This is a genomic window from Yoonia maritima (assembly GCF_043641945.1).
GTDB lineage: Bacteria > Pseudomonadota > Alphaproteobacteria > Rhodobacterales > Rhodobacteraceae > Yoonia > Yoonia maritima_B.
Window position 1 is genome coordinate 391656 of sequence record NZ_JBHZRX010000003.1, and the last position, 20533, is coordinate 412188.

At 52.2% G+C, this 20533-nt stretch carries 23 protein-coding genes and 1 tRNA gene; 8 read left to right on the plus strand and 16 right to left on the minus strand.

What is annotated here, in order from left to right; all coding sequences use genetic code 11:
* Window position 1: 1 nt before the first annotated feature.
* The 3 genes from ACHUEV_RS08530 to ACHUEV_RS08540 form a co-directional block, all read right to left on the minus strand.
* Window positions 2-637, minus strand: coding sequence for a hypothetical protein (locus ACHUEV_RS08530; RefSeq protein ID WP_394178896.1), 636 nt, complete (start codon window positions 635-637; stop codon window positions 2-4).
* Window positions 638-876: 239 nt separating this feature from the next.
* On the minus strand, window positions 877-1167 hold the full coding sequence (locus ACHUEV_RS08535; RefSeq protein WP_394178898.1) for a HigA family addiction module antitoxin: 291 nt from the start codon (window positions 1165-1167) through the stop codon (window positions 877-879).
* Window positions 1168-1179: 12 nt separating this feature from the next.
* A complete protein-coding gene (locus tag ACHUEV_RS08540) occupies window positions 1180-1461 on the minus strand; it encodes a type II toxin-antitoxin system RelE/ParE family toxin (protein WP_394178900.1) in 282 nt (93 codons plus the stop codon).
* Window positions 1462-1663: 202 nt separating this feature from the next.
* Here ACHUEV_RS08540 and ACHUEV_RS08545 point away from each other — a divergent pair, with 202 nt between their 5' ends.
* Window positions 1664-2977, plus strand: coding sequence for a DNA methyltransferase (locus tag ACHUEV_RS08545; RefSeq protein WP_394178901.1), 1314 nt, complete (start codon window positions 1664-1666; stop codon window positions 2975-2977).
* 4 nt (window positions 2978-2981) lie between these two features.
* On the opposite strand, the gene ACHUEV_RS08550 is transcribed toward ACHUEV_RS08545, so the two are convergent.
* Entirely contained in the window at window positions 2982-3941 is a 960-nt protein-coding gene (locus ACHUEV_RS08550) for a hypothetical protein (protein WP_394178903.1), read from the minus strand.
* Window positions 3934-4503: a GTP cyclohydrolase II gene (locus ACHUEV_RS08555; RefSeq protein WP_394178905.1), complete on the minus strand. Its 570-nt coding sequence runs from the start codon at window positions 4501-4503 to the stop codon at window positions 3934-3936. Before ACHUEV_RS08555 ends, ACHUEV_RS08550 begins: the two co-directional genes overlap by 8 nt.
* A gap of 73 nt (window positions 4504-4576) precedes the next feature.
* Between ACHUEV_RS08555 and ACHUEV_RS08560 the strand changes: the two genes are divergently transcribed.
* Entirely contained in the window at window positions 4577-6880 is a 2304-nt protein-coding gene (locus ACHUEV_RS08560; protein ID WP_394178907.1) for an AAA family ATPase, read from the plus strand.
* Here the strand turns inward: ACHUEV_RS08560 and ACHUEV_RS08565 are convergent.
* Genes ACHUEV_RS08565 through ACHUEV_RS08575 form a run of 3 tightly spaced genes read right to left on the minus strand, consistent with a single transcriptional unit; the run spans window position 6877 to window position 8528 of the window.
* Entirely contained in the window at window positions 6877-7521 is a 645-nt protein-coding gene (locus tag ACHUEV_RS08565) for a hypothetical protein (RefSeq protein WP_394178909.1), read from the minus strand. The genes ACHUEV_RS08560 and ACHUEV_RS08565 overlap by 4 nt on opposite strands.
* Window positions 7522-8094: a hypothetical protein gene (locus tag ACHUEV_RS08570; protein WP_394178911.1), complete on the minus strand. Its 573-nt coding sequence runs from the start codon at window positions 8092-8094 to the stop codon at window positions 7522-7524.
* Window positions 8094-8528, minus strand: coding sequence for a helix-turn-helix domain-containing protein (locus ACHUEV_RS08575; protein ID WP_394178913.1), 435 nt, complete (start codon window positions 8526-8528; stop codon window positions 8094-8096). Before ACHUEV_RS08575 ends, ACHUEV_RS08570 begins: the two co-directional genes overlap by 1 nt.
* A 175-nt stretch (window positions 8529-8703) precedes the next feature.
* Between ACHUEV_RS08575 and ACHUEV_RS08580 the strand changes: the two genes are divergently transcribed.
* Window positions 8704-8922: a hypothetical protein gene (locus tag ACHUEV_RS08580; protein ID WP_176249802.1), complete on the plus strand. Its 219-nt coding sequence runs from the start codon at window positions 8704-8706 to the stop codon at window positions 8920-8922.
* 217 nt (window positions 8923-9139) lie between these two features.
* On the plus strand, window positions 9140-10234 hold the full coding sequence (locus ACHUEV_RS08585; RefSeq protein WP_394178915.1) for a tyrosine-type recombinase/integrase: 1095 nt from the start codon (window positions 9140-9142) through the stop codon (window positions 10232-10234).
* A gap of 87 nt (window positions 10235-10321) precedes the next feature.
* On the opposite strand, the gene ACHUEV_RS08590 is transcribed toward ACHUEV_RS08585, so the two are convergent.
* The 6 genes from ACHUEV_RS08590 to ACHUEV_RS08615 are packed head-to-tail and all read right to left on the minus strand — an operon-like array spanning window position 10322 to window position 14956.
* Complete coding sequence (locus ACHUEV_RS08590; RefSeq protein WP_394178917.1) at window positions 10322-11164, minus strand: energy transducer TonB family protein; 843 nt, start codon at window positions 11162-11164, stop codon at window positions 10322-10324.
* Entirely contained in the window at window positions 11161-11538 is a 378-nt protein-coding gene (locus ACHUEV_RS08595) for an ExbD/TolR family protein (RefSeq protein WP_394178919.1), read from the minus strand. The genes ACHUEV_RS08590 and ACHUEV_RS08595 overlap by 4 nt, the downstream gene beginning before the upstream one ends.
* A complete protein-coding gene (locus tag ACHUEV_RS08600; RefSeq protein ID WP_394178921.1) occupies window positions 11535-11909 on the minus strand; it encodes a biopolymer transporter ExbD in 375 nt (124 codons plus the stop codon). The genes ACHUEV_RS08595 and ACHUEV_RS08600 overlap by 4 nt, the downstream gene beginning before the upstream one ends.
* Window positions 11899-12561: a MotA/TolQ/ExbB proton channel family protein gene (locus tag ACHUEV_RS08605; protein WP_394178923.1), complete on the minus strand. Its 663-nt coding sequence runs from the start codon at window positions 12559-12561 to the stop codon at window positions 11899-11901. The genes ACHUEV_RS08600 and ACHUEV_RS08605 overlap by 11 nt, the downstream gene beginning before the upstream one ends.
* Window positions 12561-12989 (minus strand): hypothetical protein, encoded by a 429-nt coding sequence (locus tag ACHUEV_RS08610; RefSeq protein WP_394178925.1) that lies wholly within the window; start codon window positions 12987-12989, stop codon window positions 12561-12563. Before ACHUEV_RS08610 ends, ACHUEV_RS08605 begins: the two co-directional genes overlap by 1 nt.
* Before the next feature lie 2 nt (window positions 12990-12991).
* The gene (locus tag ACHUEV_RS08615; RefSeq protein ID WP_394178926.1) at window positions 12992-14956 is read right to left on the minus strand and encodes a TonB-dependent receptor plug domain-containing protein; all 1965 of its coding nucleotides are present in this window, start codon (window positions 14954-14956) and stop codon (window positions 12992-12994) included.
* Window positions 14957-15185: 229 nt separating this feature from the next.
* Here ACHUEV_RS08615 and ACHUEV_RS08620 point away from each other — a divergent pair, with 229 nt between their 5' ends.
* From ACHUEV_RS08620 to ACHUEV_RS08635, 4 genes are read left to right on the plus strand one after another with little or no spacing between them, the layout of a single operon-like run.
* Entirely contained in the window at window positions 15186-16241 is a 1056-nt protein-coding gene (locus ACHUEV_RS08620) for a hemin-degrading factor (protein WP_394178928.1), read from the plus strand.
* A gap of 5 nt (window positions 16242-16246) precedes the next feature.
* Window positions 16247-17095 (plus strand): heme/hemin ABC transporter substrate-binding protein, encoded by an 849-nt coding sequence (locus ACHUEV_RS08625; protein ID WP_394179263.1) that lies wholly within the window; start codon window positions 16247-16249, stop codon window positions 17093-17095.
* Window positions 17096-17097: 2 nt separating this feature from the next.
* Complete coding sequence (locus ACHUEV_RS08630) at window positions 17098-18171, plus strand: FecCD family ABC transporter permease (protein WP_394178929.1); 1074 nt, start codon at window positions 17098-17100, stop codon at window positions 18169-18171.
* A gap of 3 nt (window positions 18172-18174) precedes the next feature.
* A complete protein-coding gene (locus tag ACHUEV_RS08635) occupies window positions 18175-18966 on the plus strand; it encodes a heme ABC transporter ATP-binding protein (protein WP_394178931.1) in 792 nt (263 codons plus the stop codon).
* A 1-nt stretch (window position 18967) separates the two neighbouring features.
* On the opposite strand, the gene ACHUEV_RS08640 is transcribed toward ACHUEV_RS08635, so the two are convergent.
* Window positions 18968-19043: transfer RNA gene (locus ACHUEV_RS08640), tRNA-Thr, on the minus strand.
* A 41-nt stretch (window positions 19044-19084) separates the two neighbouring features.
* Window positions 19085-20533 (minus strand): heme biosynthesis protein HemY, encoded by a 1449-nt coding sequence (locus ACHUEV_RS08645; protein ID WP_394178933.1) that lies wholly within the window; start codon window positions 20531-20533, stop codon window positions 19085-19087.

Genomic DNA, 20533 nt, shown 5'->3' on the forward strand with positions numbered 1-20533 from the left:
ACTAGAGAATGCATTCAGAGATGTATTTCTGAATTCTGTTCCAGCCGGATTGTGTGTTTGCGACCCTCGTGCAACGACTGATCAAGTCTGTTTGTACGTCAAAGGGTGCGGGGATAAGGTTGAAATACAAGTCGCCTTCGCCCACTGATGGTTTTACAAAAAATGCCCCCGAGATACTGATGTAACCTGGGTCTTCCGCCCATTCTCCATAAACGTCATTTAGAACATGGTCTCGCAGTTCGTTGGCTTGAAATGTGAGAATTGTACTATAGCCTTGAAGGCCAAAATCCGGCACTCTTTGGTAACCGTATTTATCGCTCTGCACTTCCAAAGTGACGGAGGCTTGATCAGGGCTTAGATATGCGCTCCAACCATTTGTGCCCGGAATCACACACTGCAAAGGCCTTTGAGTAAATTCCAAGTCCAGAACAACAAATTTCTCAGCATTGCGAGCCAGAAACTCAGAAAAATCAGTGTGCTGATCAGACAACGGCGCGCACAGGTCAAAGCTGAGCGAAGCATAGTCAACAGTCTTTCTTGCAAAGAAAATCTCATAGAATGCAAAGCAGGCACCTATGCCGGCGATAATTTCAATAGAGATGATTGCATACCGACGGAATTTCTTGAAGGCGCTCATCACCACTTACTCCCTAAGTTTGAATAATTCGGAAATTGCCCCAAAAACAATGGGGCTGATAGAACTCTTTAGTCAAAGTAAATCATTGATTTTGTTTTGAAAAAATCAAGATATGGGAACATGTTTTGTCCAAGAGTAGCCACTCATTCGACTCGCAGCATTGATGACTATCGGCTCATGCCCACCTTTTTCTGGCTGCGAAATCACGTTATTCGTTTGGCTCCACTTCAAACCCCAAATCAAGCTGTAACAAGTGGTTCAATGTCAGAAACGTCGATTTCCTTGGCTGCCAAAGCCATGTCATAATTCGTCTGCAGGTTCACCCAGTAGGCTGGGGTCGTTTTGAACACCCGCGCGAGGCGCAAGGCCGTGTCGGGCGTGATCCCCGTGGTTCCTTTGATCAACCGCTCGATCCGTGTCCGAGGCACACCCAGCCGCCGCGCAAACGCGATTGCCCCCATGTCCAAGGGATCAAGGTAAAGCTCCTTCAGGACTTCACCGGGGTGCATTGGTTCTTCAAACAGGCTCATCAGCTTATCCTTTCAATGGTAATCGACAATCTCGACATTGGCAGGGCCGTTCGGCGTCCAGACAAAGCAAATGCGCCATTGCCCGTTGATCCGCACGGAATGTTGCCCAGCCCGATCACCTTTCAATTCTTCTAAGTGGTTGCCGGGTGGAAAGCGTAAATCCTCCACAACAACCGCAGCATCAAGCGCCGTGAGCATCGCCCGCGTGCGCTTCACCAAGTCACCGGGAAAGCCTTTGCCGTACTTACCTTTAAGTGCACTGGTTGCGAGTTTGCCTTTGGCGCTTTGGATCATGAGGGTATGTATCACTTCAAGATACACGTGTCAATGCTTGATACATCACATAGAATATGCTTATAGACCACTTGCTCGCGTTCCGGCATTAAGCCTACAGGTTAGTCATGCCCTTAGCCACATTGGGGCCGAAAGCTGTGCTATGGCCAAGCGTAAGCGTGGCCAATACAAGTAACCAAAATTCTAGGAGTTAGAACGAGTCATGAAAGGGCAAAAACAAAATAGTCCGACCGACTTGTTTCAGCTTACCCTCGGCAACGATCAGGACCGAAACTGGGAGCTGACGCCGTCACCTAAACCAACAGCTAAGGACAAGCAGCTTTTTGGAAACTTTGCCTCTATATATGCGTCATTCTCCCATACCTTCGCAATCGAAGCATTGAAGAACCTAACCCGTGGATCGAATGAAGTAGTATTGGATCCTTTTTCGGGTGTGGGAACTACGCTCGCAGCTGCGAACGAACTTGGTATGGATTCGAATGGATTCGATCTGAGCCCTTTTTCAGTAGCATTGAGTAAGCTGAGATTCTCCAAGGCTATCCCAGAAAGAGTTTTTCTTGAGTACATTGATCGTGGAGCAGATCTACCGATGGTCGATCTTTACTCTGGAGAAACAACGAAATTGTTTTCAAGCAATGACTTGGTTTTGATGGCGTCTTTGGTGCCAAGAAACGAAAAAGACGCTGCTCACGATTGGCTTCGGACGATATTCGAAGACCCCGATGTTACTCTTAGTGAGCAAGAATACGTGTTCTTTTGTACGGTCATTGCAGCCAACAAGGCAGCGAACGTTGCTACTGGATCGAATCCTGTCTGGGTACGAAAGCTCTTGGAGGGCGAACCACTAGCTCAATCTAAACTAGAAGTTCTTGCAAAGGAGTTCTCTCAAAGACTTCGCTCAATAAAACTGAATAGCGGCGCACCAGTTCCAAGAGTGCAACTCGCAGATGCACGTGTAATGCCGATTGAAAGTGGTTCGATCGACATCGCTCTATTCTCTCCACCGTACCTCAACCGCCTTGACTATTTTGTAAGTAATTTCCCTGCGAATATGGTCTTTTGCGACATAGCTGGACGTGATGCTGAAAGCATAAGACGCGAGATGATTGGATCAACAAAAATTAACCGCAAGGGCTCGTCTCCCTACCCTGTCGGAGAATACTGCCGGTCCCTCCTGAACGACATTTGGAACCATGCAAGCAAGGCGTCTAGGACTTACTATTATTGGAACTTTGTAGAGTACATCACCTCAACTTACGAGGTGTCTGAAGAGCTTCGAAGAGTGATGAAGTCAGGTGGGCGAGGAGCAATTGTAGTTCAGGATTCTTTCTACAAGGATATCCGAGTTCTTACGCATCAAATCATAATGGAGTCATTGCTCGCACAGGGCTTCACTTGCGAGATCGCTCGACGTGAAACCGTGAAGGGCCATATGGGCCGCATGAGCCCGACCCAGCTGAGCTATGCGGACGAGAAAACCCTCTACGAATATGTTATAATATTTTCATGTAGTTAGAGGATCAGTAGTAGCCTTTATCGAAAATAGGCTCTTGGTACATCTGATAATCTTCGATCAATCGTGCAGCACAGAACGACGAATAGGGGCATGCGAATTCAATGAGTCGGCCAACATCTGAAGGCAATTTTTCAAGTTGCACTTGATCACACGAAGGTGAGTCAGCGGTACAGACTGCTCTACCAATTTGCCATTCGATGTAATTAAGATCCGGCACCGAAATTCCAGCATAAAATGCAGTGAGTTCAGCAGCATCCGCCACGGTTTCCCTCAACTTTTTGACTAGTCGAGGTCTAGGGTTGGGTCGACCTCCGAGATAGGGATTTAGCGCAGGGTTCCGTGGAACGACGCGTCCAGTACGTAGGTAAGAACGCATAATATGATAGTCGATCGCTGGGGCAATCTTGTCCTTATCTTCGAAGTCTATCGTACCTTCTCTCAAAAGATCGTGCGCCAGAACCTGGCTCTTTTTCCGGAGCGGGTCCGCCGAGTAAGCATCAAACTTATCAAGTAGAGAAAGAAAACCACCGTCACCCGTCAGACGGTTTCCGCATCTATCGAGTATTTGTTTCGCATCGCCATCCCACTCGCTCAGGATCACCTTGCCAACGTTGCGCAGTAGTTTAGTTCTTTCGCGGGCCCGTACTCGTTCCTGTTTTGGGTATTCAACAAGCCAAGACGCGAATTCTTTGGCAGAAAGCCCAGATAGGCGTTCGACGATTTCATCTGGTGCGTTTAGGAGTTCGTCCGCCATACGACCTTGTAAGAAGTCCCAGTTGAATGAATGGCATACCGATACGAAAGCAATTTTAAACGCCAGCTGAGAAGAAGCTGGCAATTTGGTCCAGGGAAATTCTTCTATGGGAGCTTTGTATCCTTTTAGAATTTGGGCAGAGTGGGAGCACGCAATCGGATCAACCGAAAACGGCTCGCCTGCCAAGCTATTTTCTACGGATTTAGTCATCCATGTGGCCTAGGCAGGCCTTCTTTTGGTCAAAATAGGCCTGAACTCTTTCATCACGATCGATGCCCAACCCCAGCCGCTCGACTTCAAATCCTGCATCTTCTAGTGCTTTGATCTTACGCGGGTTATTGGTTTTCAGCCAAACTTTCTTGCCAACCTGAAGAGCCTGTAGTGCTCTTACAGCCACTGAATAGGTGCGCGGATCGGGATGGAATCCCAATTCTTCGAACGCGGTTTTCGTATCAACGCCCTTTGTTTGTTGAATACTGATTGCTTCAATTTTGTTCTTTAGTCCTGAACCTCGGCCTTCTTCAAAGCGATACAATACGTAGCCGCCTTCTTTGCAGACTTGCTCAAGCGTCCGTTGAAGCTGAAGTGAGCAATCGCAGTCCTTCGAGCCAAAGCTCTCGCTGAATACGCATGAAGAATGGATTCGAACCGAGGGTGGATTGTCGATCATATCTGCGTTCGATGCTATTAGACATTCGCCGTCCTGGCACCAAAAGTGCTGGATCCGGAGGTTGCCATGTTCTGTCGTAAGTTTAATACTTGATGATAACAAAAGGATGCTCCGAACGTTTGGTTTTGAACACCTTAGCCTCGCAACAACTGATGATCCAGAAAGAGATTTCTAAGTGTCTGTTCCCGTAGTTCAACCTGAAGCAGTAGGGGCCCCTAACCTCCATGGGCGGGGAATTGAGCTAGAGCAGATGAAAGAAATATTGCTCGACCCGCGTAAGCGTATGATCCTGCTTGGTGGCGTTTCAGGGGTTGGGAAAACTCATCTTTTGGCCGAACTTCAAAGTCAACTGAGTGCAGATATCCCGCTACAGTTGAATGTTAGCATCACGTCAAAGGCGCAACAGCCAGCTGAAGTCGTCCAATCACTCGCAACTCAACTGGCAGGCAGCGACTCAGTTCAAGAAGCGACGTTGAAACAGTATTTTGCTGAGTTGGGTAAGCGTCCGATCAAAAACTGCTACAGATTGGGGCTGGCGCTGATTGGTGACATCGCAAAGGCTAAGCTATCTAGCGCCGAAGGTGTGGTTAACGAAGTCGCATCGATTATAGCAGAAACTGATGATGCGGCATCAACAGATGCTCAAGCGCAAGCTTTGAGTGAGGCAGCAAAGGACGATCTCGTTTTAGCATTCCGCGAATTGATGCAAACAATCGCAGATGGCGGGCAAACTGGAACGTTGGTAATCGACGGCTTAGAGAATGCATCTACATCTGTTGTCGAGGCAACCTTGGCGTTTGTCGCAGATTTACCACGCACTTGGTCCATCGCATTGGCCGTCAACACAGAGCGTTCGGATGGCCCACCAATTTTCGCAGAAGTATCTGAACTCTTGGTTTACAGTGGTGGCGACACGCTGCCGCTGCGCGGGTTAACGAGAGATGGAATGTTGGAATGGATGGCTTCATCTAATCCAGCGCGGCGGAGCGAGGACGACTTAGAAGCAGCGTTAGATGTGACCCAGGGCCGCCCCTTTTATCTACGGGAATGGCTGGACGGCACTGAGTTGGAAGAGATTACGCTTGAGATGGGAAGAAAGATTGCACCAGCCTATCAAGCACGTTTCAACAAGCTAAGCCCCGCGTCACAGGCATACCTGTCTCGTTTGTGTGTACTGCCACTTGGCTTGACGGATCAAAAGCCATTTTTCGACGCATTGCCCAATGGAATTCCGGACTTCAACAGTGTTTCGGTAATGAACGAGCTCAAGACCTCCAGATTTTTGGAAAACCTTCACAATGATCGTCTACTTCCTCACGATGAAACACGTCAGCAAGTCCTGAGCATCTTAGGTAACGACATAAAGCGAACGGTTGCCGAAGAGATATTGAACGAGTTTGACGCCCTTGACCTAGACGTGGGAACACGAGACGTTGAACTCCTTAGATTGCGATCAGATGCTGGGCGAGCCGATCAGGTTATCGAGATCGGTCCAAGTGTTGCGGCACGACTGATAGAATACAGTCCCGAAGCTGCCGATCAGGCATTCGAGTTAAGTATGGAAAAGAATTTAGACGTCATGACGGGAGAGAAACGTTCAGAAATACTGTTGAACCAAGCCAGAGCCATGATTGGGACTGGCAGGTATCCCGCCGCGCTCGAGTTCATTGACAGGGCGGAAGATGGGATGTCAGCGCGAAATCTCGTTTTGAGTTCAGCTCAGGTACGCTTGAAAGCCCTTATGCGTCTAAATCAATATCCAGATGCCCTGACAGTTGCAGAGCATGTCTTGAGCTTGCTGCCGAAAAAAGAATCGGTCGCGTCAATCGAAACACTTCGGATACTAAACACAATTTACAGAGATGTTGGGGACAGCGATAATGCCCTTAGCACCGCAAAAACCCTAAGAAAAATATACAAAAACAACGAGATAGATGAACGAGTTAAGTCTAGGATATGGAGAAATCTGGCCCGGACCTACGCGACTCTTCAGCCAAAAAAGGCGGAGAAAGCCGCCAAGAAAGCATTAAGATTTGCGAAGCAAAGTGGTCAGCTTCGAGATGTCGGAAACGCCTACCTCGCGCTAGGAGAGGCGCGTCGACACAACAACAAGCTGGGCAAGGCAGTTGCAGCTTACGATCATGCAATTAAGTGCGCCTTAGCATTGGGCAATGTGGATTCCTTACTTTGGTCAACGCTAGGCAAGGTTGATGCGGAGCTGTTGGCTGGAAACGCTGCAACTGCACAAGAGGGTTTAGACAAGCTCGCCCCATTCTTTTCAGAAGAGGGCAGACGACACCCGCTTGAATCTCTCCATTGGGAGCTTTCGAAAATTGAACTTGGCCTTCTTACAGAAGTACCAGCTGAAGTAGACGTAGAAAGCTTGCTAAAAAGCTACTCTGAAATGGGGATTTCATGGCCGACGGACTACTACGGCGCTCTTCAATCCCACGGTAAAAAGACACCTAAACCGCTCTAATCGCTTTGCTCTTCGCCGATGGAACCCAGGCTTTCAACAAGAGTCTCTACAACTTCACCAGGATCTGACGTATTAAACAGTTCCAGTGAGTAAGGTGCGTCACGCCAATGAAATTCAGTCTCATGTGTGAGGAGGCCTGAAAGGAAACTTGCAGGAACTAGTTTCTTCAAGCCATGTTGGTAGTATAAAATGTCCAACGCTGAACGTCGGATTTCCACTTCAGGCCTCCGCACAGAGACCAACTGCCCCCCAAGATTTGTGATCGCCTTCCAGTCATTGGGGAAGCGTAAGTCATCCACGACCACGGCGCCGACCCCATCATTTTCTTCGAAAAATCGAACCAAGCGGCGCTCGAGGTGCTTTGACCACAAGTCTTCGCTGATCATTTCACGCCCCCACTCTGTTCCCAACGTGCTTAGTGCGAAACGTACAGATTTTTCAGCAAGCATTTCGTGTGGCTTGGATCTGTGCTCGGGCGGCCCAGTTAGGTCGTAGTCAGACAGGCCAAGCGCTTGGACCATCCCCTTTAGAGGCGTACCGATATGTAGTTTAGTGAAGCCAAAACTTTCGACCAAAACGTTTGCGACAGTTGTCTTTCCTGCGCCAGAAGCACCTACGAGACCTATGATAATCTGGGACATTCAACTACCAGTGGTTTTGCCGCATCTTTGTCCGAGAAAAGTATCGAATGTGTAATTCTCAACAAGCGAAGCGCTCTCTTTGAGGGGGCGGACGATGTATTTTTCTGCAAACATGCCCGCGCCAGCAATCAGCATTACGGGCATCCACCAGAGAAGTGTGCTCAGAGCGAAGCTATCTGACCAAAACACTACAGATAGCGCTGGTGCGAGCATAAATGTTATGGCCAGCAAGTAGTAGACGCGCAGAGGCCTCAGTTTTCTTTCAACCTCTGCCGACAATTCCAGGTGCTCAGCATGGATGTTACGTTCCCAAATGAGGTATTCATCTTGCAGCTGACCAGCAAGATAATGACCACATCGACAATATTCGCGTGTGAGGTATTCGACTTGGTCACAATCCGCGCAAAACATTGCGTTCATGCTGCCAGCTTCAGGCCGTGTACTATCGCTAACCGTGGTGCCGCTAGAATGAGCTAGGCCTGTTGCGTCCAAGAACTTATCGAGCTTCCGCGACACAGAAACCTTACGTGGCCTAAGAACATGGACGCTGGCAGGAAAATCAGTATCAGACATTATGCTACCAACCCTAAAATGCTATCGATCCGCTTGGAGTCTGGCTCATGATCTTCGCCGCCCAAAGCGTCGGTGTTAAGAAATTCAGCAAACAGGAAGTCGATAGCGTCCCACTTCTTTTCGGGCGTTACTGTAAGTCTTCGTTCACTGATGCGATTCTCGACCGCGAGGCCGATCTTTCGGTAGGCTTGTGTCACCTCGTCGTGGCGTCTGCTTTTGCCAGTCTCGGTGTCGCCTTCCAGCATCCACAACGGATCAACGTCGAACTCTTCATAAACTTTGAGCAAGAGTTCGGCGGGAAGGACTCGCTGGCCACGTTCGTAGTTTTGGAACGCACTTCGACTAATACCCAAGCGGCGGCACATATCCTCCTGGGAGAGCTTTGACATGTTTCTCACCGCCGCAAGGCGTTCCCCCATCCCTTGAATAGACATTCTGAACTTTCGTTTGTAATCGTATTGACCTCATTCGTGAGCATATCTAACAATATGTGTTACGAACGATGGCGATACGCCTGATTCATGCACGATCAGCGTAGTTTTGTTTCTTTCTGAACGCAAAACTAAATCCCTCGCCTCGAATTGTGAGCAACCGATTGAGAGGCGATCTATGACCAAACTTCTCGAAACACCCAAAGAGCTAGCAGAGCGAGTTGGCATTCCGGTGACCAACGTTCGTTATCTGATCCGCGAAGACATGTTGGACCACATCTACACGGCACCAGGAAAACGTAACCCCAAGATTCCGAGTGGAGCGTGGGAAAAGTATGTTGCCCTCTTCACCGTCAAGGCCGAGCCCAAATGCGCAAGCAGTGGCAGGAAGGGATGAAGGTAATGCAAAATGTAGAACACGCTGACAGCTCGCAAATCCTTGGGCTTGGAAAGACACCCGCTCAATGGGTCGAAGTCATGGCGGGCTTAGGCATCGAGATTTCCGAGCGCACGCTTCGCGAGCGGGCGAATGATACGGGAGCGTATTATCGGTTGGGACGGACCATGCTTATCACTCCTGCACAGATCGACACCATTTTTGAGAGAGGCCCGTCATGCCGACCAAAATCTATAAGCGGGGCCGATACTTCTATGTCTACGGGACGATCGAATACAACGGCAGACCGATCTCACGTAAATACCGCGACAGCACTGGGTCGACTACAGAAGCAGGCGCACGGGACTGGCTAGCGCATGAGACCGAGTATCAAATCCGTCAATATTTGCTCGGGGATGAACCAAGCAAAACGTTTTCAGATGCGATCATGCTCTACAATGCCTCTCCAAAAGCGGCCAAGCAGTTGATCGATATTGTTAAGGAAATTGGCGATACGCCATTAAGAGCGATATCCGGTGCGCTGCTAAAAGGGTTGGGGCCGAAGTTGAAGCCGAAGGCGTCTACCGATACGTGGTGGCGCGAGATTGTGACGCCTGCCAGCGCGGTCATAAATAACGCGCACGAACTGGAAGGTACGCCGCTCATTCGGGTGAAGCCCTATGATAAATTCGAACGGATCGCACAGGACAGACGGCGCGGGAAGCAGAGCAGAATAGAACGGAAACCAGCCGACAAGAATTGGATCGAGGCGTTCTGCCGCGCTGCTGATCCGTACAACGCGGCGTTGGTGCGGTTCATGTTCGAGACAGCGGCGCGGATAGATCAGGCCGTATCATTGGAGCCTGACGATCTGAGGCCAACTGAGAACAAAGTCAGGGTGAAGGCCCAGAAAGGGCATCCGGAGAGCTGGATCACCGTTTCGCCACAGATGATGGACGAGCTGCTGGCATTGCCAGCGAAGCGACCCAAGAACCGAAAGACCGGCAAGTTCATGAAACCGCGAGTCTTCGGCTATGGCAGCTCGACAGGTTACAACACGCGCTGGAAGACAATCTGCAAGCGTGCGGGCATTCCTTACCTGTCGGCCCACCCAGCAGGGCGGCATGGGTTCTTTACTGAGTTGGTTGTCCGTCAAGGAGTCGATCCGGTCACAGCGGCCAAAGCTGGTCGTTGGTCCGACCCCAATTTGCCTATGCGCATTTATGCTCATGCTGAGACGGATGAGGCCGATGTCAGGGCCCGTTTTCGTACAAACCATGTACAGCAGGACACTGTACAAACACCCAAACAACAGAAATCAAAGAAGGAATAGCGCTATGAACGGTTCCCTCCTAAGGGGCAGGTTACTGGATCGAATCCAGTCGGGGTCACCATTTTTTGACTATCGTTTTTAACTTCACTAACGCGTCGTTATCTCGACCTGAAAGCGCGTGCGCGCGCCGGGTGGTGGCGGTGTGAACGGGGCCGCGCGCTGGACGACCTGCATCGCCATTTGGTCCAGCGAAGCACTTCCAGAACTGCGTGCGATCTGCACCGATGCTAAGCTCCCGTTTGCGCCAATGCTAAATGCTACCTTGGCAGCACCATTTTCCCGGCTTCGCGGTCTCCGAACCCGGCTAATACGTCGCATGACTTGTCCCGGATAGTTTGTGACAGCCGCATTGCTTGCCGCCGTTGCGGCGCCAGATGATGCTTGTGATCCAGACGATATTTGCGCCGATGCGGTCTGACGGTTGTTGGAGCCGGCGGTCGCTTGCTGGTTTGCGTTGCCGCGTTCGCGAACTGGCGTCGGCCTTTGGCCTAGATTTCTAGGACGAGCCGTTGGTCGAATTGATGACGTTGGTGCATTGTCGACGATTTGCGCCTCTGCTGGCTCAGCGGGGGCAACAGGCGCAGCTGGAGGTACAATGGGCGCAGCGCTTGGCTGAACGGCCTCTGGTGCCTTGGCAACTGGAGTGGGTTCAATTTGCTCCGCGACGACGGGATTAACCCCTATCATCGTCGCTGGCATCACCGGTGACGGCGTTGTGGGCGCAACACGCGCGGGTGCTGCAACTGTAGGAGTCATAACGCCAACCGCCATGTCTGCGAATGATGATCCCATCTTGGTTTCGACCTGCGCACCCGCAGCGGCAATCAAAACCGGCGGCGGTGGCGTCGCGGGACGCCAGAAGATCACAACATGCAGCGCCATCGCCGCGACCAGAGCGACTACTTTGACGATATGAGAATGCGCAATCATTGGATGGACCGCTCGGTTGCAATGAGGATCGTTTCAGCTCCCGCTTCGCGCAGCGCCGCGCCGATTTGTAGCAGTGTCTTCGCAGGAAGCGCCTGATCAGGGATTACCCGAACAGTCTCTGCACTATGGGTGGCAAAATAATCTTGGGCGCTCGCAATCGGATTGCCATCCGCCTGCAACGTGCCATCGGCATTAATCACCAAGCCTTCGGGTGGCGCCGTGCTATCTAGGTCGCGCGTATTCACCAGCGTAAGATCGGGGTCTAACGGTGGCGCAAGTGTCCCTGCGATCAAAAAGAAGATGAGCATCAAAAAGACCACGTTAATCAACGCAATCGTCGGCTCGCCCTTGGCCTTACGGCGTTTCGGTTTCATGCGGGCACCAATACGTTGAGGGTGAGATAAGGGATCGATTTCACGACCGCGAGCACATCGGTCAAACGCTGAGCCGTTACCTCTGGCCCCAAGCCGACAATCGCCGCTTTTGGCGTGCCGGCATCGCCAGCAAGCGCGGCGGCCAAAGCGTCAAGCGCAATCGTTTCACCGTTCAAGCTGATGTCCTCTGCCGTGACACGTAAGAACAATGGTGTTGATTGCGACGACACGGACCCAGCAGTCCCAACAGGAAGCGGGACTTCGGCGAACTTTGAAAAAGTCGACGACAGCATGAAAAACAGAAGCAGCAAAAAGATGACATCAATCAATGATGTCATCGAGAGCCGGTTTTTACGTTTCTTACGCTGCATTGGTGCTTAGCTGCTTTTCGCTCCAGCTTTCGCTTGGTGCGACGACGGCTTGGATCAATTGCCCTGCAAAAACACGTTCTGCATCCATGCGTTGCTCGAACCACGACAGAATCAGGGATGTCGGCATCGCAACGGCAAGACCAACAGCTGTGGTCATCAATGCGACCCAGATACCACCAGCAAGGATTGATGGATCAACTTGGTTGCCCGCATCCTGCAGCGATTGGAACGCAGAAATCATGCCAAGTACCGTGCCGAACAGGCCCAGCAATGGCGCAAGCTGCGCGACGTTATCCAAGAAACGGAAACCGCGCTCGAGCTTCAAGAACTGTGCTTCTGCCTCAGCCTCTAGGCGGGCGGATAGATCAGATGGGGCGGTATCGCGCACATAGTAGCCAGTACGAATAACTGGCGCGAGATAGCTATTGCTACGGTTCAACGCTTCGATCGCGGGGGCTGGCTGGTTCTGATCCCAAAGGCTCACGGATTGGCGCAGCACGACGTGACGCCCGACACCAGCGCGGTAGAACTGCCAGATCTTATACAGGGTGACAGCCGCAGCCAGAACCGAGCATCCGATCAAAATGGCGACAACAGGACCACCTGTTTCAATGATGCCCATAAGGGGCGCGATAAGCGTTTCAAAATCCATTAGCCCAACAATCCAATCTCGGTGCGGCTGGTCAATTCCAGCGTGGTTGCACAAACGTCTGCGCCCAGTTCGGCGGCTTCACAGGTGCTCGCACCATTGATGAGGATACGGCTAAGGTCGGTGCATGCCATGCCCGCGAATTCAAACTGACGAACGCGTGCGCGCCCAGACGGAAGGCTTCCGAAATCCAGAAGTGTCAACTGCTGGACGCCGCCCTCAGCATTGAACAAAACGGCCTCATACGCCGCCTTTTCGATATCCGCAGGGTGATCGTTCTGTATTAAAAACGACAACCGACACGCTGTGTCGGTGGTTTGTGCGGTGTTCAGTTCAACGCTGAGTTTCGGTTCTACCGCCACTTCCTCTGCCGCGGCGGGTGCCGCGACAGAGAGGACGATGGCAAAATGCCAAAGTGTGCTGATGCGCATGATCAGAAGGTCCTTGCTAGGGTGAGTTTTACGTTACGGCCAGGAGCCGCGTTAAGTGCCAGGCTGGGGGTGTATTCAGCGTCGAATGCGTTTTCGACACCGAGACGCATTTGCGTACCTTCCAGAATGCCAGATTGCGGTACATATGTTGCGCGAAGGTTATTGACGACAAACCCTTCATATTTGGTTCCATCGCGGGTGATGTCTGCATCCACAACTGTTTCAAAACTTAGGTCGAGTTCTTCACCAAACTTTTTCCCAAGCGCAAACTGAAGGCTATTTGCCGGGGTGTTATCCCAGTCGCCTGCGACATCCGCTAGATCGTACGATGTACCATCAACGATATTGGCGTTCACATCGGCATAAATTCCGTTTTCCATTGAATACGATGCTTCGATTTCAACGCCTTCGGTCTCGACCTTAGAAACGCGCGAGTAAGAGGTCACATCCCAGAGTGTCGTTTGATAGACGTTCGCTTTTACGGCGAGGCTATCGCCGGATGTGAACACATCCAGATTGTCGAATGACGCACCCAGTTCAAAGGTTTCAGCCTTCTCGCTTTGTGTCATGTACGGGACATTACCCAAGTCATCGATAATTGGCAGATTTTCTGTATATGCGGCGCTACCAAACACAGCAAAGCCGCTGTCAAATGCATAGCGCGCCGACAGCCCACCCATTACCGCGTCATTGTCATAAGTTCCATCGTTGGGTGCAGTATCACCTTCAAGATGCGAGACTTCCGCACGCAGAGCAGGCGTTAGAGTAAAGTTGTCGCCGAACTGCATTTCGTCGATCAAGAACACTGCAACCCGTTCATCTGTACCGCCCGGAGCGGCATACGCGTTGAGGCGATCTTTGTGTATCAGTTCTAATCCAGCCTGCAGCGTATGGCCAACGCCACCCGTGTCAAATAGGCTCGTATTGGCAGCACGCAGTTTGGTTGTTTGGTAGCGGTTATCGGCATCCAACAAATTGCTACCTACGCCAGAAGCATCCTCGCTCCGAATATCTTGATCTGAATACGAAAGGGTAACGTCTAAATCGATAAGATCGTTGCCGACCGGATTATAAGCATAATTCAATGCAGTAGTGACATTGTGCGTTTCACGGTTCACATAGCCAAACATCGGATTGCCGCTGAATGAATCGTATGGGACTGCACGTTCATCCGTTCGGGTATCAGTATAAGATAGCGTAATCGCCTGTTCGTTGTTTTCGCCAAACACGTACCGACCTTTGATCAAGCCAGATGGTAGCTCGATGCCTTGTTCGGTAATATCGTCACCGCGACCATCAGTTTGAACATCAAGATAGCGTTGAGTGTAGTTGGCAAGAAATTCCACATTCTCGGTGGGCTGCCAAGCTAGAATTGTAGAGCTAGTCACCCCATCGCCGTTGCTAGAAAACTGGAGCGTTTCACGAACCTTGAACCCGATCTCACCATTCGTAAAGTCGGACGCATCTTTGGTATCAAGCTGCACGACGCCACCAACAATGCCGGAACCATACGCAAAGCTGCCGACGGTTCCACGGATGACGCTGACCGATTTGTATAGTTCTGGATCTGTGTAAAGCTGAGTACCGATGCGATACAGTTCTTCTGATCCAACCGATGCGCCATCCACGATGATCGCAACCTTTTGGTCAGACCCGTATGTGCCGTTCGCACCATAGCCGCGAATATTGATGCCAGAGCTTTGCGGTGTTGATCCATTAATCAGTGAAACGCCGGGTACAGAATCAATTAATTCTGCGATCGTACCCGCTTGACGGTCGTTGATTTCATCTTGATCAACCTCCGTCACCGATACCGCTGTATCCGTTTGCACGTCGCGCTTACTTTCTGACAACTGAATCGTGCCCAAAAATGTACCGTCTTGCGCCACTGCAGCCTGCGCGACCAGCATCCCTAATACGATACTGGCCGTGCTTAACAACGTTGTTTTTACTTGTACTTTTGCCATTTCATTTCCCTTGAAGCTGACTGTTGCTAGGCTTGCTTTTTGGGCTGGCGGCGCGTGTTTTTTGTCCTGAGGTGCGAATTATATTTGCATCTGCTGTGGCTTCGCTATTAAACCATACTAATTCTGTCAAGAATAAACCCGCGACATTTTCATGTCGCCCTAGCCAGGCGGTTTTTGCATTCCCGGCCCAGCCATAACCCACTGAAATTGCATGCAAGCAAGGTGACCCATGGCCAATACAACCCTGATGACACCCGAAGACATTCGGACTCAACACGCTGAGAACCCCAAAACCCGCGAACGCGACCTTGCTCACAAGCTAGGTATCAGCGAAGGCGAGATCGTTGCCGCCTACTGTGGAGAGGGCGCGACACGTATCGACGCTCACCCCGACAACATCATGGGAATTGCGCAGCAGCTGGGGGAAGTCATGGCCCTGACCCGCAACGAAAGCTGCGTAAACGAAAAGGTTGGCGTTTACGAAAACTACCGCTCTGGTCCGCATGCGTCGATGGTACTAGCAGATGACATCGACCTACGGATTTTCCCGGCACATTGGAAACACGCGTTCTTGTTTGAAAAGCGCACAGATGAATCCATGCGCCGCAGCATTCAGGTATTTGACACGGCCGGCGATGCGGTTCACAAGATTTTTTTGCGCGATCCGACCAGCCATGCCGTCTGGGAAAATGCCCGTGACACTGGTGCGAGCGAAGATCAGAGCCAGACAATCGCCACGACACCGCGCGTCCCGACAGAGGCCCCAAAGGCGGAGCCAGAAAAACTGGACATATTGCGCAAAGAATGGACGCGCATGACGGATACGCATCAGTTTATGCGCCTGACCAGCAAACTAAAGATGAACCGTCTTGGCGCTTATCGGATTGTTGGCGCCCCTTTCGTGCGTCCGCTTGCTATCGAAGCTGTCAATCAAGCATTGGAAGCAGCTGTCGCCCAAGAGATCGAGATCATGGTCTTTACCGGCAACCGTGGCTGCATCCAAATTCACAGTGGCCCGATCAAAACGCTGCGTCCAATGGGGCCTTGGCAAAACGTCATGGATCCACGTTTTAACATGCATCTACGCGCCGACCACATCGCAGAGGTCTGGGCGGTCGAGAAACCGACCCAACGCGGTCCTGCGATCTCGCTCGAGGCGTTCGATGCAGATGGCGGCAACATCTTCCAGATTTTCGGAGTAGGCAAACCAGACAACAACCACCGCCCGGCATGGGATGATGTGGTCAACGGCCTACCCGGTCTTAAGCAGGCGGAGACAGTATAATGCGGATGCAAATCAAAGCGGCTGCATTTGCCGCGCTCACAGCAGTTGTGCCAAACTTAGTGCAAGCCGAAGAAACCCAAGGCATCGTGTCCATTGGTGGTTCTATCACCGAGATCATTTACGCGCTTGGAAAGGGCGACCAACTGATCGCGCGCGATACGACCTCTAGCTTCCCGGCAGCGGCTAATGATCTGCCTGACGTCGGCTACATGCGCGCCCTGTCCCCCGAAGGCGTTCTTTCGGTGTCGCCCGGCCTCATCGTTTCTGAAGACGGCGCGGGACCGCCCGAGACAATTGACGTGCTAAAGGCTGCGGACATTCCGCTTGTCATGATCACCGACGAATTCTCACGCGCTGGGATCGTCGCCAAGATCCGTGCAGTGGGTGAAGCTGTCGGCGCAACGGATGAGGCCGAAGCGCTCGCTATTGAAATCGACACAAAGCTGCAGTCTGCCGAAGAAACCGCAACTGCCCGCGCTGGTGAAACGCCCAAACGCGTCCTGTTCATCCTAAGCACCCAAGGTGGCCGCATCATGGCATCAGGTCGGAACACAGCAGCGGACAGCATCATTTCAATGGCCGGTGCCGTGAATGCCATCGCTGAATTCGAAGGGTACAAGCAACTCAGCGACGAAGCCATCAGCGTTGCCGCGCCCGATGTCATCTTGATGATGGACCGAGGCGGCGATCACGGCGCGGACAATTCTGAACTGCTATCGATGCCTGCCATTGTCACGACGCCAGCCGCTGAAACGGAATCTGTCCTGCGTATGAACGGCCTCTATTTGCTTGGCTTTGGTCCACGCACCGCAGATGCGGTCCTTGAACTAAGCGCCGCGCTCTACGGAGAGTAACAATGACCGTCGCAGACAATCTAACGGTCCCAATTCAGCGCGAGGATCGGCGGGCCAAAGCCCGCCGCGCGCATATTTGGCTGGCCGCACTACTGGCCGTCACTGCAATCCTTAGCCTCGCGACTGGCCCCACGGGCACGTCCCTGTGGGGTGCGTTGGGTAAGCTGATCACGGGCGACGAATTGACCACAATGGAACGTGTTGTCCTATGGGATATTCGGCTTCCACGGTTGATTCTTGGTATGGTCGTGGGGGCATCGCTGGCCGTGTCGGGCGCTGTGATGCAGGGCCTATTCCGCAACCCTTTGGCCGATCCCGGCCTTGTGGGCGTTGGCGCTGGTGCCGGGCTAGGCGCGATTGTCGCGATTGTTCTTGGTGCGTTGCTACCGATTTGGCTACGCGATGTAGTTGGCAACTACCTCGTGTCATTCTCGGCCTTCTTTGGCGGCTGGTTATCCACCATTATCTTGTACCGCGTATCGACGCGACGCGGGCAAACGTCTGTCGCAACGATGCTGCTGGCAGGGATCGCACTTGGTGCACTGGCAGGGGCGGTTTCTGGGATCTTGGTCTATATGGCCGATGATCAACAGCTACGTGACCTCACCTTTTGGGGCATGGGATCACTGGCTGGGGCAACATGGGCCAAAGTGGTCGTCGCCGTTCCATTGATCGGGATTGCCGTCGTCGCATCGTTCTTCTTGGGGCAAGGGCTGAACGGTTTAGCCTTGGGCGAAGCCACAGCTGCCCACCTTGGCATTCCAGTTCAGCGGTTGAAATCTGCGGCGATCATGATTGTCGCCGGCGCAACCGGCGCTGCGGTCGCTGTCTCTGGTGGGATCGGCTTTATTGGGATTGTGGTACCACATCTGCTGCGGTTGGCCACCGGGCCAGACCATGACACGCTTTTGCCGAATGCGGCATTGCTTGGCGCGACTTTATTATTGGGGGCCGACATCATCAGTCGCCTGATCATCGCCCCAGCCGAACTCCCCATTGGGATCGTAACGGCAGTATTGGGATCACCCGTATTCCTATGGATTCTCTTGCGGCGACGCGGATTGGTGGAGTTCTGATCAATGATTGAAGCGACAAACATCAAAGTCAAAATCGGCAAAGCCGCAATCCTACATGGCGTCAATTTCACCGCAGAACCGGGCAAAGTGACCGCAATCGTCGGACCAAACGGATCAGGAAAAACGACCCTATTACGGGCGATAACCGATGAAATCCCTTGGACTGGGCAGATTACAATCAACGGCAAGTCAATCGGTGATTATAAGGCTTGGGAACTGGCCGCCGTCCGCGGCGTGCTTCCACAAGCAGCAACTCTGGCTTTCCCATTCACCGTGATCGAAGTTGTACGCATGGGGCTGACGTCGGGTGTGCATGGCAACAAAGATGCGCTTGCATCGCAAGCACTAGCCCGCGTTGGGTTGTCCGGTTACGAAGACCGGTTTTTCCAAGAACTCTCTGGTGGCGAACAACAGCGCGCACATCTCGCACGGGTGTTATGCCAAGTCTGGGAACCCGTATTAGACGGGCAACCCCGTTGGCTGTTACTCGACGAACCTGTCGCAAGTCTCGATATCGGCCATCAGCTGTTAATCATGCGGTGCCTACAAGAATACGCAAAGCAAGGTGGCGGCGTCATCGCCGTGATGCACGACCTGAACCTGACCGCAATGGTCGCCGACGCGGTAACAATCGTTGCGCGCGGACAGGTTGTGGCCCAAGGCGGCGTCCAAGACGTGCTAAACGATCAGGCGCTCTCAGCAGCATACGATTGCCGCCTAAAAACCAACACACCACCACTGTCTGGCATGCGTTACGTACTGCCGCAGGCAGCCGAAGCGGTTAATCTACGATAACTGGTGCCGCTGATAGGACTCGAACCTACGACCCCATCATTACGAATGACGTGCTCTACCAGCTGAGCTACAGCGGCTTTTCGGGGTGCTCATGGCACCCCGATTTTCTCTCGAAAAGCTATTTTGATGGTTCGGGGTCGACGATTTCGGCCTCTGCTACAGCCACCTCGGCTGGCAGGTCCGTCTTGCTATTTTGCCCGACAATTAGCGGAAGCATTTCGGTGCCGGATGGCATCGCGACTTCCTCTGCCGGGGCATTTTTCCAAGACAGCGTATCGAAGGAACCACAGTTGCTACATGTCGGCGCCCATTTTGGATGGATGTGCTGACAATTGTCACAAATCCACTGCGGACCACGTGGTGCAGTCAGGGCACGGGTCAACCATCCACGGACGACGGAATCGTCAGCGCCTTCGCCACGCTCAATCGCGGCCATCAGGGTCAGGCTACGCGCAGTCGGTTCTTTTTCGACAAGATCACCCAATGCGCGCTTCGCAGCAGGAAAATCCTCAGCGGCGATGTTGAGTTCGGCCAACAGCATCTTGGTTTCCGGATGATCCACCGTTGACTTTGTTAGCGTGCGGAACCGTTTAATACGTTGTTCAGGTGTTTCATCTGGAACGATTTCCGCAAATGCTGTGGCAATATCGGGGTGCGGTTGCGCATTCCACGTTTTCGTCAACACGCGGCTGGCATAGCGGGCGTTACCATCGGCGATATAGCTACGCGCGGCCATAATCGCGGCAGGAATCAAATCGGGTGAAAGGCGGTTAGCCTCAACAGCAGCTTCGCGCGCCTCAATGGTTTTGCCTTCGTCGAGGATTTCGACTGCCTCGGACAACGCGAGTACCGCATCACGGCGTTTGTGGACGTCGCGTGGCAGATAACCCGACTTTAGCTTTGCGCCCAATGTTTGACGTGCACCTGCCCAATCGGCCTTTTCCGCCTGGAGGCGCAACAAAACATCCTGGGTTTCTTCGTGCTTTGGTTTTAGCGCGAATGCCTTTTGCGCCAACGCCAGTGCAGTCGCGGTGTCACCTTCTGATAGCTTTTGTTTCATGATGCCACGCACACCGACAAACCGGGTCCGATCATCCTGAAGCAGTTTTTTGTATGTTTCTTCTGCTTTGCGACGATCGCCAGTCATTTCCGCAGCTTGCGCGGTTAGCAAATTCGTCAGCTCAGGCTGCTTAAGGTATTTGTCCGCACGTGCGGCCTTTGTCATGGCAAGGTGACCTTCGCCAGAGGCGAGCGCCATCATGCCTTCTGACAAGGCTTCATAACCTTTGCGTTCACGGTTGCGGTCGAAGTAACGGGAAATCGCGGTTTCATCTCCATTCAGGAATTTGAATGTCGCGACAAGAAATGCCATCAGCTTCAGCCCAAGCCAAACTGTCACGGCCAACGCCGCCAGTGCAAACACCATTTCCAGCGTGCTTAGCGTGATTTCTTTGCCAGCGACGCCGATTGTTGCGCCACCTTCGACGTCCATCAGCATCATTGCGCCATACGTCAGCGCAGTGACGGCAACAACAAACGCAATAATTTTAATCAAGGACCAGAGCAT

Coding starts and splice junctions, on each gene's coding strand:
- ACHUEV_RS08530 (WP_394178896.1), bottom strand. CDS start 637: ATGAGCGCCTTCAAGAAATTCCGTCGGTATGCAATCATCTCTATTGAA.
- ACHUEV_RS08535 (WP_394178898.1), bottom strand. CDS start 1,167: ATGAGCCTGTTTGAAGAACCAATGCACCCCGGTGAAGTCCTGAAGGAG.
- ACHUEV_RS08540 (WP_394178900.1), bottom strand. CDS start 1,461: ATGATCCAAAGCGCCAAAGGCAAACTCGCAACCAGTGCACTTAAAGGT.
- ACHUEV_RS08545 (WP_394178901.1), top strand. CDS start 1,664: ATGAAAGGGCAAAAACAAAATAGTCCGACCGACTTGTTTCAGCTTACC.
- ACHUEV_RS08550 (WP_394178903.1), bottom strand. CDS start 3,941: ATGACTAAATCCGTAGAAAATAGCTTGGCAGGCGAGCCGTTTTCGGTT.
- ACHUEV_RS08565 (WP_394178909.1), bottom strand. CDS start 7,521: ATGTCCCAGATTATCATAGGTCTCGTAGGTGCTTCTGGCGCAGGAAAG.
- ACHUEV_RS08570 (WP_394178911.1), bottom strand. CDS start 8,094: ATGTCTGATACTGATTTTCCTGCCAGCGTCCATGTTCTTAGGCCACGT.
- ACHUEV_RS08575 (WP_394178913.1), bottom strand. CDS start 8,528: ATGTCTATTCAAGGGATGGGGGAACGCCTTGCGGCGGTGAGAAACATG.
- ACHUEV_RS08580 (WP_176249802.1), top strand. CDS start 8,704: ATGACCAAACTTCTCGAAACACCCAAAGAGCTAGCAGAGCGAGTTGGC.
- ACHUEV_RS08585 (WP_394178915.1), top strand. CDS start 9,140: ATGCCGACCAAAATCTATAAGCGGGGCCGATACTTCTATGTCTACGGG.
- ACHUEV_RS08590 (WP_394178917.1), bottom strand. CDS start 11,164: ATGATTGCGCATTCTCATATCGTCAAAGTAGTCGCTCTGGTCGCGGCG.
- ACHUEV_RS08595 (WP_394178919.1), bottom strand. CDS start 11,538: ATGAAACCGAAACGCCGTAAGGCCAAGGGCGAGCCGACGATTGCGTTG.
- ACHUEV_RS08600 (WP_394178921.1), bottom strand. CDS start 11,909: ATGCAGCGTAAGAAACGTAAAAACCGGCTCTCGATGACATCATTGATT.
- ACHUEV_RS08605 (WP_394178923.1), bottom strand. CDS start 12,561: ATGGATTTTGAAACGCTTATCGCGCCCCTTATGGGCATCATTGAAACA.
- ACHUEV_RS08610 (WP_394178925.1), bottom strand. CDS start 12,989: ATGCGCATCAGCACACTTTGGCATTTTGCCATCGTCCTCTCTGTCGCG.
- ACHUEV_RS08615 (WP_394178926.1), bottom strand. CDS start 14,956: ATGGCAAAAGTACAAGTAAAAACAACGTTGTTAAGCACGGCCAGTATC.
- ACHUEV_RS08620 (WP_394178928.1), top strand. CDS start 15,186: ATGGCCAATACAACCCTGATGACACCCGAAGACATTCGGACTCAACAC.
- ACHUEV_RS08625 (WP_394179263.1), top strand. CDS start 16,247: ATGCAAATCAAAGCGGCTGCATTTGCCGCGCTCACAGCAGTTGTGCCA.
- ACHUEV_RS08630 (WP_394178929.1), top strand. CDS start 17,098: ATGACCGTCGCAGACAATCTAACGGTCCCAATTCAGCGCGAGGATCGG.
- ACHUEV_RS08635 (WP_394178931.1), top strand. CDS start 18,175: ATGATTGAAGCGACAAACATCAAAGTCAAAATCGGCAAAGCCGCAATC.
- ACHUEV_RS08645 (WP_394178933.1), bottom strand. CDS start 20,533: ATGCTCTGGTCCTTGATTAAAATTATTGCGTTTGTTGTTGCCGTCACT.